This window comes from Frankia sp. CeCAU1, assembly GCF_977971845.1.
Window position 1 is genome coordinate 19,168 of sequence record NZ_CDWWXA010000016.1, and the last position, 13,985, is coordinate 33,152.

General features: G+C 72.1%; 9 protein-coding genes. 1 reads left to right on the forward strand and 8 read right to left on the reverse strand.

Annotation, left to right across the window (positions count from 1 at the left end; genetic code table 11):
- The 5 genes from AC08OO_RS05230 to AC08OO_RS05250 form a co-directional block, all read right to left on the reverse strand.
- Nucleotides 1–3,613, reverse strand: a 3,613-nt coding sequence (locus tag AC08OO_RS05230; RefSeq protein WP_476618281.1) for an alpha-(1->3)-arabinofuranosyltransferase domain-containing protein, incomplete at its 3' end; no start/stop codon positions are given.
- Between the two features lie 185 nt (nt 3,614–3,798).
- A complete protein-coding gene (locus AC08OO_RS05235; RefSeq protein ID WP_235463053.1) occupies nt 3,799–4,752 on the reverse strand; it encodes a dolichyl-phosphate beta-glucosyltransferase in 954 nt (317 codons plus the stop codon).
- Between the two features lie 1,079 nt (nt 4,753–5,831).
- The gene (locus tag AC08OO_RS05240; protein ID WP_476607732.1) at nt 5,832–6,320 is read right to left on the reverse strand and encodes a ribose-5-phosphate isomerase; all 489 of its coding nucleotides are present in this window, start codon (nt 6,318–6,320) and stop codon (nt 5,832–5,834) included.
- A gap of 19 nt (nt 6,321–6,339) precedes the next feature.
- Nucleotides 6,340–6,516, reverse strand: a complete 177-nt coding sequence (locus tag AC08OO_RS05245) for a hypothetical protein (RefSeq protein WP_476609797.1) — start codon at nt 6,514–6,516, stop codon at nt 6,340–6,342.
- 56 nt (nt 6,517–6,572) lie between these two features.
- On the reverse strand, nt 6,573–7,805 hold the full coding sequence (locus tag AC08OO_RS05250; protein WP_476609798.1) for an AI-2E family transporter: 1,233 nt from the start codon (nt 7,803–7,805) through the stop codon (nt 6,573–6,575).
- Between the two features lie 313 nt (nt 7,806–8,118).
- Here AC08OO_RS05250 and pepN point away from each other — a divergent pair, with 313 nt between their 5' ends.
- Entirely contained in the window at nt 8,119–10,668 is a 2,550-nt protein-coding gene (gene pepN / locus AC08OO_RS05255) for an aminopeptidase N (protein WP_476609799.1), read from the forward strand.
- Between the two features lie 76 nt (nt 10,669–10,744).
- Here the strand turns inward: pepN and AC08OO_RS05260 are convergent, their stop codons facing one another.
- The 3 genes from AC08OO_RS05260 to malQ all read right to left on the reverse strand — a co-directional run.
- A complete protein-coding gene (locus tag AC08OO_RS05260; protein ID WP_476609800.1) occupies nt 10,745–11,182 on the reverse strand; it encodes a DUF5130 family protein in 438 nt (145 codons plus the stop codon).
- Complete coding sequence (locus AC08OO_RS05265; protein WP_476607727.1) at nt 11,169–11,609, reverse strand: hypothetical protein; 441 nt, start codon at nt 11,607–11,609, stop codon at nt 11,169–11,171. The genes AC08OO_RS05260 and AC08OO_RS05265 overlap by 14 nt, the downstream gene beginning before the upstream one ends.
- A gap of 10 nt (nt 11,610–11,619) precedes the next feature.
- On the reverse strand, nt 11,620–13,985 hold a 2,366-nt coding region (gene malQ / locus AC08OO_RS05270; protein WP_476618282.1), incomplete at its 5' end, for a 4-alpha-glucanotransferase.

The following is a 13,985-nucleotide window of genomic DNA, read 5'->3' on the forward strand; positions in this document are numbered from 1 at the left end:
GGCCCAGGCGGCGCGGCCGGCCCAGGCGGCGCGGCCTCAGCAGCGCCGGATAGCCGTTCTCGTCGGATCGTGGCCGTAGCCGGAACCGGGCGGGCAGCACGGCGAGCACGACCAGCACCACGACCAGCAACAGCCCCACCACGAGGTTGCGGCGGTATTCCGCACCGGGCGCGTTGTCGATGACGATCGTGCCGCCGGTGCCGGCCGGGACGATCCAGCCCTGCTGCCAGCCGTCGAGGCGCAGCGGGGTCAACGCCACGCCGTTCAGCTTCGCCGTCCACGAGGAGTTGGCGTTCTCCCGGACGGCGAGAAAGGCGCGGTCACCGGCGCCGATCTGGACCGTCCGGTGCTCCGCCGTCCACTCGTGCACCGTCGTCGCCCGCGGCGTGGCCGCGCTCACCTGGGCGCCCGATCCGACCAGCGCAATCGCGTCGACGAGGATGGAGGTCGGTCCCTGGTCGACGCCGAGCAGGTGCGGCCCCGCCGAGAGCCGCAGCGTGCCGCCGTCGGTGCACAGCGACACCCGCACCGGCCGCACCGAGGTGACGTCGCTGTCCCGGCCGGAGATCCGCAGGGGGTAACGGGTCCCGTCGACGACCAGAGTGGGGCCCTGGCCGCAGTCGATCAGCAACGGAGTGTCACCTGCTGGGGGTGTCCCCCGCGGCGGGGGGATGAAGCTCGCCGAGCCGCTCATCGTGAAGGTCATGTCCCGGGGCACCTCGAAGCGCCGGGACAGCGCCAGCTCCTCCGAGCCGCCGAACGGCTGCGCCGGGTCGACCCGCTCCCGGGCCATCGAGAAGGCGACCAGCCCCCCGTCCGGCGCGGCGAAGCGCCGGGCCACGTCGGTGGGGAGCTGCGCGTAGTGGCGGAAGGTGACCCCGGGGATGGTGATCTCCCGAATACCGGCGCCGAGGGTGTCGTCGGTCTCCTGGCCGACCCGCGCGAACGTGATGCGGTACCAGCGGCTCGGCCCCGCTGGGACGGCGAGGCGCTGGATGTCCTCCACCGGACGCACCTCGGTGACCACCGAGCCCGCCTCGCTGGACACCCGCAGCGCCTCGACGGCCGGCCGCCACGAACCCTCGGACAGCAGCCGCACGTCGAGGTAGGGCACGGTCATCCGCCGGCCGGCATCGAGCTGGATCCACTGCCCGGCCGACGTCGTGCCCTTCGTGCGCTGTGCCGTCCACGCGGTCGCGGCGAAGCCGTCGACGGCCGCCGGTGGCGCGAGGTCCGGCGCGGCGAGCAGGTCGTAGCCGTAGGAGGACGCGGTGACGGACATGCCGCCGACGTAGCCCGCGACCGTCTGGTGGCCGGCGACGTCGGCCTCGGCCCACTGGTGGGGCTCCCCCGTCTTGCCGACCGCGGTGCCGGTGGGCCCGAGGAGGTACGAAGCGGCGTCGTGGACGAGTCCGAAGGTGCTGTCGCGCCGGGTCAGGGTGTCCGTGTCGACCCAGGCGGTCGTCGGGCCGATTACCTCCCCCGGCGCAACCTTGATCGCCGCCGGGCTCGTCGAAGACGCCACGGCGGCGGACGGATCGGCGCGATCCGCGGCGAGGTCCGAGGCGAGCACGGCGGCCCGGTCGCTGCTCAGCAGGCCCTGCCCCGCGAGCTGCACCGTCGCCTCGGGGCCGCCGGAGACGACGACGGCGGTGTCCGCTGGGTAGGAGCCGACAAGCTTCGCGCCGCCCGGGACGGTCCAGACCTCCAGCGCGGGTACCCGCGCGGTCGGGTTGCGCAGCTCCGGGACGAGCCGCTCCTTCGCCGAGGCGCGCGCCGGCACCTGCGGGCCGAACGCGGCGGCCAGGGTGAGACCGGAGGAACGCAACGCCCGGTGGAGCTCGTCGGTGGACGGGGGGACGTCCCAGTTCTTCTGTTCCAGGTCGTTGCGGAGCAGGATCTGGCCGATCCCGGCCCGGGCCAGCGCCGGGGCGAGGCCCGCGGCGGACCCGGTGGCGAGCTGGTGCTCGATGCCGTCCATCAGCCGGGTCACGCCCGTGCCACCGAGCGGGATCAGGCCGCGGACCCCCCACGGCGTGCGGGCCAGCCACTGCAGCGGCTCGTCGAGCGGCCGGCCCCACTCGTACTCGGCGAACGGCGAGCCGGGCAGCACCAGGGCCCGGCCGTCCTGGGGATGGGCGGCCAGCCAGTCCGCGGCGGCCACCCAGTAGTCGGGCACCCGGGCGAACGGCCGGGGCTGCAGCGCCCTGCCGGCGAGCGCTGGCGTCATGCCGCAGACCAGCGCGGCCACGGTCAGCACGACGGGGACGTTCACCGCGGCGGCCACGATCATGTCCGCGGTCCTGCCGTGCCGGCGGGAAGCCTCGCGGGTCGTCCATCTCCGCACACGGGCGGCGAGACTGACAGGTCGGACCGTCAGGGCGTGCGCGATCCCCAGGGCTATCGGCAGACGCACCACCGGCTGGAACTTGTAGACGTTGCGCAGAAAGCCCAGCTGGTCACCGAGCAGGTCCCGCACCGCGCCCGCCAGCGGGCTGCCCGGATGCCCCGGATAGGCCGCGGCCACCGAGACCGTGCCGGCGGCCAACGTCACCAGCAGGAACCGGCGGGCGGGCAGATCGGCCCGGGACAGCCCCCACAGCCCGATCGCAGCCACGGCTGCCGATCCGATGATCGGCACCGGCCGGGACACGTACTCGGTGGCGGCCGGCAGCCAGGGCCTGGGTAACTGGACATACGCCAGCCAGTCCGTCGCGCCGCGCAGGGCTTCCGCCACCGACGTCGTCGCCGTGGTCGTCTGGGCGGTCTCGGTGAACGCGAGGAAGTTCAGCCCGTAGCGGCCCTGCACCATCAGCGCCAGCAGCCACCAGGCCGAGGCGAGGATGACGGCGACGACCCACCAAGCCCGCAGCGCCCAGGCCCGGCGGGTGCCGCCGGCGAACACGAGGACCACCGCCGGACAGAGCAGGACGCACAGCGTGACCGTCGCGTTGATTCCGCCGGTACCCAGGATGGCGAGTCCGGACAGGGCGGCCGCCCGTCGCGGGGACAGCCGCCGGCCCGGGTCCAGGGCGGGATCGTCAGCGGCATCGACATCATCGGCCGCCGTGGTACTGATGGTCGTGGTGGCGGCCGTGGTACTGGTGGCGGCCGTGGTACTGGCGGCGGCCGTACCGGTGTCGGCGCCGAAGGCGCCGTCCGGACGCAGCGCGAGGATGAGCGGCAGGGTGATCCACGGGAGCATGGCGGCGCCCGCAAGCGCCACGGAAGTCGCCCCGATCTTGCCGAGGAACATCGGGGACAGGGTGTAGGCGAGTCCGGCCAGCACCCGGGTGCGCGGTACGCCGAGCCGCAGGGCCTCGGCCAGCCGCACGACCCCCCAGGCGGAGACGGTGAGGATCAGCCCGATCCACAGCCGCTGGGTGACCCAGGCGGGTATCCCGAACAGGTCACCGGCGCCGAAGAACGGTCCCATCGGGAACAGGTAGCCGACATACTGGTTGGGCAGGTAGCCGAACTCGGCGAGGGAGTTCCACAGATGGGTGGCCCGCCCCATGAAGCCCCACGGGTCAAGGGGGACGTCCAGCTTGGTGTCGGCGGTCAGGTTGCCGGGGGCCTGGAGCAGAAAGAGCACCATAAAGCCGGCGGCCATGCCGAACAGGGGCCGCCGTGACGTCCGCGTGTCGCGGCGACGCGGCGACGCGGCGACGGCCGGGGCGGCGACGGCCGGGGCGGGTGACGGCGCGCCGAGGCCCTTCGCCGTCGTGGGGGTGCCGGCGGCGGGGGAAGGGATCGCTTACTCCAAAGGACAAGGATGGGGTCCGGTTCGCCGGACCTTCATACAGCCTTCCGAGGCAACGGAGTCACACCACCCAGGTCGGCGGGCAGGCGCAGGGGCTTCTCGACGCCCCCCACGGCCGCCGTGAGGACGGCTGGCGGTGGCCCGGCGGTCACCGGTTCTGCGGGGGCCGGGACGCTCACGGCAGAAGGCGGGACGCGGACCTGCGCGGCGGGGGACGCCCCGTCGCCCGGACGAACCGGCGCTGCCGCGGCGGCGGGCGACTGCACCGTGGGACGCGTCACTACGAGGCCGGGAGCGGAGCGGTTCAGGTACCGCCGGGCGCGCATCACGTCGACGAGCATCGCGGGGGTGTGCCGGGTCACCCGGAACGTGCCACCGGGTATCTCCGCCCATCGGACCGGGACCTCGGCGATCCGGTAGCCGATCGACCGGGCGATCGAGAGCACCTCCACGTCGAAGCCAAATCCGGAGGAACGCGCAAGGCTGAACAGCAGCTTGGCCTCGGGGCCGCGGAAAGCCTTGAACCCGCATTGGGTGTCGGCGACGTCCAGGCTGGTCAGGGACCGGGTGATCTGGTTGAAGGCCCAGCTGCCGACCCGCCGGCCACTGCTGCGGACCGCACCCGCCCCAACCCGGCGCGATCCGAGCGCCACTTCGGCGTGCTCCAGCGCGGCGAGGAGCAGAGGAAGATCATTGACGTCGGAGGCACCGTCGGCGTCCAGGAAGGCGATCGACTCACCGTGCGCGGCCGACACCCCCATGCGGACCGCGGCGCCCTTACCCGAGTTCCACGGCAGCCGCAGGACCCGACCACCGGGCAGATCCGCGAGCAACTCCTCGGCGATCGCAGCGGTGCCGTCCGTACTGCCGTCGTCAACCACAATCACCTCGGCACCGGGGATCCTGTGCATGACCGAGATCAGCGGGGGTAGCGAGCCGGGCAGGCGCATCGCCTCGTTGTAGGCGGGGATGACAACGCTCACAGGCACGCGGTCCAAGACTCACTCCTAGGCCGCGACGACGGAGCCGATGACTGAAGCCACCGAGGCGCAGCGGTTGGTGACGGCCGATCGAGATCAGCAAACAGTTTTAGGTGTTCTACCGAAACGCGGCAAAGTATGCATGCTAGAGTTTCCTTTTGTTTCATTTACTGGCAAGGTGACACAATGGGCATCTCTTGAGTACAGGTGGACATCTATTGAGCGTACGTTGGACTATCGGACGTTCATCTGGCAATGTGTAGCATACGGATGAGGCAGAACAGCTCGGACAGGGGGTGGCCGATCCCCCGTAGCGCCTCGGATCATCCTGGATCGGACGGTCGGCCAGGTCGCGATGCGGCGACCCGGCGCCCGCGGGCGTGCACGCTGCGGAGCAGAAAAACGCGGCCGGTGGGGGACCAACCGCCGACACCGGGTACGGATTTGCGAACCGTGGATCGGCGACGCCACGACGATTCCGGGGCCCGGCGTCGACCGGACCGAAAACGGTCGGGCTGTCGCTGTCGGGCGACCCGCCGGTAGCACCCGGGACGGTGAACTTCCGGAGGCCTTCGGAAATGGAAGGATGGAGATCAACCTGGCGCGGGGGATAACCAGCGCACCGGCGGATTTCCGACGTCCACCCGCGTCACGAGGCCTCCCCGAGCGGCCCGCTTCTGGGATGATTCACCAAGGGTTCCGGCCAGGGCGGATGGAGGAGCCATGCCACGACCCGAGCGCGCAGGTCGGGCCCGGTCGCATGCGGCCGGGGCGGGCGAGGCGGACGCGCAGCTGCGCGGTCTCATCGATGCGGGTCGCAGCAAGCTGCCCCCGAGAACGGCGATGCGGGCCCGCGACGCCGCCCGGCCCACCGACGCCGACCTCGCCGAGGCCGAGCGATCGGTGGTACTGCATCGCGGATCACGCCCCGCACCGGCGACCCCGTCGACCAGCCCCACCGACCCGGTCCGCCGCGGCCGGGGTGCCCGCAGGACCCGCCGACGCTCCGACCGCGGATCCGCCGGACCGCGTGAGAGCGGCCCTGTCGAGACCGGGTCCTCGAAGACCGGGTCCTCGAAGAACAGGTCTCAGGAAGCCGACGGGGCCGACCCGGGCACCGACGGTACGTCCCCGGTCCGCTCGTAGGTCGAGAGCATCCGAAGCCGCCGCACGTGTCGTTGCTCCCCGCTGAACGGCGTGCTGAGGAAGACCTCGGCGAACGTCAGGGCCGCCGTGACGGTGTACATACGCGCGCCGAGGCTCAGCACGTTGGCATCGTTGTGCTGGCGGGCCAGCGTCGCCGTCTGCTCGCTCCATGCCAGGGCCGCGCGCACCCCGGCGACCTTGTTCGCCGCGATGGCCTCCCCGTTACCCGATCCCCCGATGACGATGCCCATGCTGCCCGGTTCGGCGGCGGTGGCGGCGGCAGCGGCGAGGACGAACGGAGGGTAGTCATCGTCGGGGTCGTACTCGACAGGACCATGGTCGACGGGCGCGTGGCCCAGCTCCACCAGACGCTCGGCGAGCGCCTCCTTCAGGTGGAAGCCCGCATGGTCAGATCCCAGATGGACACGCATGATGTGTCATCATGCCCGATCACGTGAGGATCGGGTCCTGGTCCCAGGTCCGTTTGAGCTCGTGGAAGCCGGGGGTAGCAGCGACGAGCAGAGCTCCGTCCCAGAAGACCGCTTCGGTCGCGTCCGCGGGCAAGGGTACGGACGTGGGTGTGGGTACGAACGTGGCCGCGGGGGTGTCGAGAGTTTCGGCGCTCATGTGGTCTCCTCGGTCGACGGCACCGTTCGACCGGGATCAACCCGTCGGGGTGGTGGTCACTTCCCGCTCACGGCGAGATAACCGGCGACCCTGTTCACCATGGCAGCGAACGGAACGGCGGCGATGGCACCGGGGATGCCGGCCAACACGCCACCGGCCGACAGCGCGATGACAATCGCGAGCGGATGCAACCGCACCGCCCGCCGCATGACCAGCGGCTGCAACAGGTGCCCCTCGACCTGCTGCACGGCCAACACGACACCCAGAATGATCAACGCATCCGGCACGCCATTCGAGACCAGGGTCACCAGTACCGCCGCGGCGCCGGCCACCGTCGCCCCGACAATCGGGACGAACCCGCCGAAGAACGTCAGCAGGGCCAGCGGCGCGACGAGCGGGACACCCACGCCGACCAGGCCGATGGTGATACCGATCGCGTCGACCGCCGCGACAAAGACCGTCCCACGAATGTAGCCGGTCAACGTGTTCCACGCCTCCCGACCGGCGCCACGCACCCGCTCCTCCGCTCCGTCCGGGAAGCGGGTGACGATCCAGTCCCAGATACGATCCCCGTCGTACAGGAAGAAGAAGGTCGAGAACAGGGTGACGAGCAGGCCGGTGAGCACCTCGGCGGCCACCGAGGCGCCGGAGATCACCCCGGAGACCAGGCGCCCCCGGTTGTTCGCCAGGCTCTTGCGGATGTCATCGACCAGATTGTCGATCTGGCTCTGTGACAGGTGGAGCGGACCGTTTCTCAGATAGCCGCGGATCTGCTCGACGCCCTCGCTGACCTGGTCACTGACCGTGGGGATCTCGTTCGCGGCGTTGAAGCCCACCGCCACCCCGACACCCACGAACACCGCGAAGAACACGAACAACGCGGTGAAGGCAGCGCCCAGCCGGTTCATACCGAGCCGCTGCAGCCGGTGCGCGAGCGGATGGATGAGAGCGGCGATGAGCAGCCCGGCGATAAGCGGAATCACCACGATCCGGACCCGTCCCACGACCATCAGCAGGATGTAGATGGCCGCGCCCGTGACGATCAGACGCCACGACCAGCCCGCCGAGACCCGCAGCGCGACCGGGATGTGATAATCGGCCCGCCGAGCCGGGGACTCCCCCCCGCCAGCGGCCCGCGGCCCGCCTGGTGGCTCGGATGCCGCCGCCTCGGGCATCGGCGCGGTGGGCATCGGCGCGGTGGACGACCCACCGCCGGCCGGAACGGCTGAGGCCCGGCGAGCCCGGTGAGGGCGCCCGGGGACGCGACCGAGCCCCGCCACCCGTCTCACCGGCGGCTCCCTTCCTGTCCTGCCCTCTTCCTGCCTTCCCGCGACCGCGCGGACATCCCGATCCTCCCGCAAGCTGGTCACGCGGAAGATGTCGCCATCGTGCCGCATCGGCGACCAGCGAGAGCGGGCACCCTGCGCCAATCACCACAATTCACCATCTCCGGCACCGATACCACGGCCGACGGCCCGACCACCACGTCCCCGACCACCACGTCCCCCGGCGGCGACCGCTCCCCTCATCGGCGTGGGAGACTGGGAACACGGTGATGACCGTGTGCAGTCCTGCAAGTCCGTGCCGTCCGAAAGGAACCGGGTGCCCAACAACCTCACCCGCGACGAGGCGCGCGAGCGCGCCCGCCTGCTCAACGTTGCCTCCTATGACGTCGAACTCGACCTGACGACCGGCCACGGGACCTTCCGCACGTCAACCGCGGTCATCTTCACCTGCGTCGAGCCTGGGGCGTCGACGTTCATCGAGCTCGCCGCCACGAAGGTCGACGAGGTCGTTCTCAACGGAGCGCCGCTCGACCCCGCCGCGGTGTTCGACGGCGAGCGGATCCGGCTCGCTAACCTCGCGGAGTCGAACCGGCTCACGGTGGTGGCGGACGGCGTCTACTCCCGCACCGGTGAGGGCCTGCACCGCTTCGTCGACCCGGTGGACGAGGCCGTTTACCTCTACACCCAGTTCGAGACGTACGACGCGCACCGGATGTACGCCTGCTTCGACCAGCCCGACCTCAAGGCGACGTTCACCCTCACGGTCACCGTCCCGGCGGACTGGAAGGCGATCTCCAACAGCGCGGTCGCCGCGGTGGCGGAGGCCGCGATCGGGGTGCGCACCATCCGCTTCCTGACCACCCCGGTGATGTCGACGTACATCACCGCGCTCGTCGCCGGCCCGTACCACGAGGTCCGCGACCACCACGACGGCATCGACCTGGGCCTCTACTGCCGCCGATCGCTGGCCGAGTTCCTCGACCCCGCCGAGCTCTTCGAGATCACCAAAGCCGGGTTCGACTTCTACCACCGGGTGTTCGACTACCGGTACCCGTTCGGCAAGTACGACCAGTTGTTCGTGCCCGAGTTCAACGCCGGGGCGATGGAGAACGCCGGCTGCGTGACCTTCCTGGAGGAGTATGTCTTCCGGGCGAAGGTGACCGAGGCCCGCCGCGAGCGGCGGGCCGAGACGATCCTGCACGAGATGGCGCACATGTGGTTCGGTGACCTGGTCACCATGCGCTGGTGGGACGACCTGTGGCTGAACGAGTCGTTCGCCACCTACATGTCGGTCCTCGCCCAGGTGAACGCGACCCGCTTCACCAACGGCTGGACGACCTTCGCCAACGCGGAGAAGGGCTGGGCCTACCGCCAGGACCAGCTCTCCTCCACGCACCCGATCGTCGCCGACGCCCCGGACATGGACGCGGTGCGGACGAACTTCGACGGCATCACCTACGCCAAGGGCGCCTCGGTGCTCAAGCAGCTCGTGGCCTGGGTCGGCCAAGAGGAGTTCCTCGCCGGGCTGCGGGCGTACTTCCGCCGCTACGAGTACGCGAACACGTCGCTGCGCGACCTGCTCGACGAGTTGGAGAACGCCAGCGGGCGGAACCTGACCGCCTGGTCCGCGGACTGGCTGGAGACCACCGGCGCGAACACCCTGCGGCCACGCTTCTTCACCGACTCCTCGGGCCTGTTCACCTCGTTCGACGTGGTGCAGGAGCCGGCGTCGGCGCCGCCGGCCGCCTCGCGCACGCTGCGCCCGCACCGGCTCGCGATCGGCCTTTACGATCGGGACGCCACCGGCGCGCTGGTCCGGCGGGAACGGGTCGAGCTCGACGTGACGGGCAAGCTCACCGAGGTCGCCAAGCTCGTCGGTGCCCGCCAGCCGGATCTGATCCTGCTCAACGACGACGACCTCACGTACGCGAAGGTGCGCCTCGACGAGCGGTCGCTGGCCACGCTCGTCGAGGCGATCGGCGCCATCTCCCAGTCACTGCCCCGGACGCTGTGCTGGGCGGCGGCCTGGGACATGACCCGCGACGCCGAACTCGCCGCCCGGGACTACGTCCGGCTCGTGCTGTCCGGGGTGACCGCTGAGGACGACATCGGCGTGGTGCAGTCGCTGCTGGCCAAGGCGGACCTGACGATCGACACCTACGGCGACCCGGCAAACCGGAAGCCCGCGCTGCGCGCGCTGACGGAACGCGCCGAGGAGCTGGCGCGCGCCGCGGCCCCCGGCAGCGACCTGCAGCTCGTCTACACCACCTCCTTCGCCCAGGCCGAGGAGGCCGACCAGGTGGCGCGGATCCGGGCGCTGTTCGAGGGCACCGACGTCATCGAGGGACTCGTGCTCGACACCGAGCTGCGCTGGACCCTGCTGACCCAACTCGTCGCCCGGGGCGTGTACGCCGACGCCGAGATCGACGCGGAGCTCGCCCGCGACCGCACCGCCACCGGCGAGAAGCGAGCGGCGACCGCGCGGGCGGCACGGCCGACCGCGGCGGCGAAGGCGGCAGCCTGGTCGGCGGTCATGGACTCGGACACCCTGTCGAACCACTTGGCCGCCGCGACGATGGGCGGTTTCTGGATCTCCGACCAGCTCGAGCTGACCCGGCCCTACGTGGACCGTTTCTTCGACGAGATCGCTGGGATCTGGGAGACCCGCAGCTTCGACATGGCCTCCACCATCACCCAGATGCTGTTCCCGGCGTCGGTGATCGAACCGGAGACGGTGGCGAAGGTCGACGCCTACCTGGCCGAGCACAACCCGGTTCCGCCCCTGCGGCGAGCCCTGCTGGAAGGCCGCGACGGGCTCGTCCGGGCGCTGGCCGCACGCAAGAAGGACATCGAGGCGGCGGCGTAGCGTACCCGCGTCAGGCCGGTCGGAGCCGGCCCGGCCGGAGGAACCGGCCGGGCCGGCTCCTCCGGGATCAGCGGGGTCAGGGCGTCGGGCTGACCGCCAACGAAGGCTGCGTCGGGGGGAGGGTCCCGGCGGCTGCGCCGCCCGCGCCACCTGCCGCGTCCGCGAGCTGGCGGATGCCGGTGATCAGGCCGCCGACCAGATCGCCCAGCGCGAAGCTGGAGGCCATCGTCAACGCGGCGAGCCCGGTGGCCGAGTCGCTGATCCGCTTCCTGGCGGCCGGAGTCGTGGCGATCCGTACGAACCGCTGCCCGGGCGAGACGAGGATCAGCACGGCGGCATCCCGCCCCGCGTCGTCGACGAGGTTCGCGAGGATCCGCTCGGCGGCGAGCCGGACGTCGCCGCGCACCGCGCCGATCCGGATGCTGACGTGGATGCCGGTACGCGTCTCGGCAAGCTCCCGGGCCCGGTTCAGCCGGTCGAGCTGCTCGTGGGTGAACGGCTCACCAGTTGCCACTGGCACCACCCGCGCCGGGAAGGGCGGTCTTCGTCTGCTCGCCCTCGATCTCCTCCGGCTTGGAGCCGATCCAGATCTCGTCGTGCTCCCAGGGCTGCCCCGGGCGGTAGCGCACCGGCCCGCTCTTGCGGCTCGACCACGCGGCCAGCAGGATCGCGATGACGAACCCACCGACGATGGTGCCGCCGTAGATCGCCCATGCCTGCACGGCCGTGAGCGGATCGGGGTTGTAGGGGGTTCCGATCTCCCCGGCCGCGGCGCTCACCGCGAACACCGGCACCGCGAACAGCGCGAGGCCGACAACGGTGAGAGCCCGGCGCGGCGCGATCCTGGATCGCGACCCCGGCGCGAGGTGCGCCCCCGGGCACGGGCGGGAGGTGCCGGCGAACGGCAGCCATCGGGTCTGGCGCGGTCGACGTCGAGTCACGCAGCGAAGATTACCGGGAAATGGGGTTACGGTCCTCGTCTGGGGATGCCGCACCGGCGGACGACACGCCCCGGACCTGGGCAGCCCGGACCTGGGCGAGGAACTCGCCAAGCCTGCGCACGTCCGGATCGGTCAGCAGACGCTCTACCGTAACCGGCCGACCGGCGGAGTCGGTCACCGGGAGCCGCCAGTTCGGATAAGCGTCGGTCGTGCCCGGCAGATTCGGCTGATGCCGGTCGCCCAGCGCGTCACCCGGCGACCCGAGCACGATGCGGCACGAAGACCGCACCAGCAGCCGGTGCAGCGCGAAAACGATCTCCTGCCGAACGGCGGGGTCGAACTCCGGCCGGCCGCGCCCGCCGGGGTTCCCCCGTCCGCCGAGGCCCGCCGCCGCGCCCGTCGGATCCACCAGTCCCTCGGATCGCACCAGCTCGACCAACGCGTCCCGCTCGGCTCGCCAGCCTGCCGCCTCGGCCTCCTCCGAACGCCCGAGCAGCCCCAACCGGGCGCGGGTGCGCACGTGCTCGCCCTCGAGGTAGCCGGCGGCGGTGGGCAGGTCGTGCGTGGTGAGGCTGGCCATCGTCGCCGCCCGGTACGCCGTCGGCGGCAACGGGCGGCCCTCGGCGTCCTGCTCGAACCACAGCACCGTCGAACCCAGCACGTTCATGCGGGCGAGCGTCGTCGCCACCGATGCCTCGACGGTACCCAGATCCTCCCCGACGACGACGGCGCCGGCGCGGACGGCCTCCAACGCGAGCAGGCCGAGCATCGCCTCGGCGTCGTAACGCACGTACGTCCCGTGAGCGGCGCCCGCCCCAGCCGGAATCCACCACAGCCGGAACAGGCCGAGGATGTGGTCGACCCGCAGCCCGCCGCCGCGGCGCAGCACCGAGGCGACCATCTGACGCAACGGCGCGTACCCGGCCTCGGCCAGGGCGTCCGGCCGCCACGGCGGCAGCCCCCAGTCTTGGCCCTGCTGGTTGAAGGTGTCCGGTGGGGCCCCCACGCTCGCGCCGACGGCGAGAACGTCCTGCAGCGCCCAGGCGTCCGCACCGCCCGGATCGACGCCGACGGCCAGGTCGTGCACGATCCCGGCGGCCATCCCGGCAGCCCGGGCGGCGGCCTGCGCCACGGCGAGCTGCTGGTCGCAGCGCTGCTGGAGCCACACGTGCAAGGCGACACGGTCGGCCAGCTGCGCCCTCGCCTCGGCGACGGCGGGCGCGCCCGGATGAGCGAGACCCGCCGGCCAGGTCCGCCAGTCCGGGCCGTACCGCTCGGCGAGCGCGCTCCAGGTCGCGAAATCGATCAGGTCGGACCCGGCCGGCCCGGCGGCGGGCTCGGACCCGGCGGGCTCGGCGGCGGGCTCGGACCCGGCGGGCCCGGCGGATGCCACCTGCTCGCAGCCACGCCGGAAGACCTCGAAGAGCAGTTCCAGCGCGGCCAGCTTCGCCCGCCACACCACGTCCCGATCGAGCAGACCGTCCCGCCGCCCGTCGCGACGGGCGCCGCGGGCGAGCTCGTCAACGGCCGCCCGGGTGGCGGGATCGGCCCGGGCGTACTCGGGCGTCCGCTCCGGTCGCAGGTAGAGCGGGGAGACGAAACGGCGGCTCGCGGGCGAGTAGGGGGACGCCGCGACGGGCAGGGTCGGCGCACCCGCATGCAGCGGATTCACCAGCAGCACGTCGGCACCCGCCCGGCCCGACCAGTCGGCGAGCGTCGCGAGATCGCCATAGTCCCCCATCCCCCAGGACGACGTCGAGGTGAGCGCGTAGAGCTGGATCATCCAGCCCCAGGCGCGGGCCGGCGGGGCGAGGGCGGCGGGGCCGGGCACCGCGGCCGGCACGGCAACGACCTGGCAGCGATGCCGCTCGGTTCCGGCGTCGATGTGCAGCACGTGGTCCCCCAAGGGCAGGCCCGCCGGGAGCCCTATCGGCCGGGCGACCCAGGGCACACCGTCGAGCACCCGCTCGGCCAGGGGGGCACCGGGGGGATCGAGGACGATTCGGCCGCCGGTGCCGAGCTCCAGCTCAGCGTGTGGAATGATCTCCACCGGCGTGTGAACGACCACCGGGCGCGGTGCTGCGGCGACGACGACGGCGCAGGCCGGCACCCGGCGTCGCCAAGGCCGCTCCAGCGCCGCCGCGAGCGCTGCGGCGGGATCCGTCGGATCGACCCCCGCCAGCCGCAGGACGGCCCGGACGGTGTCCGGCGCGACCTGTACCGGGACACCGTCGGCCCCGAGGTAGGACGTCGCCACGCCGGACACCGCGGCGAGTTCGGCGAGGACCGGGTCGATGGCGGGGTCCACTACCGGCGTCCCAGCGGGCTGCGGTCCCGCCGGGGCGGTGGGACCGCAGCCCGCTGGGACGCCGGTAG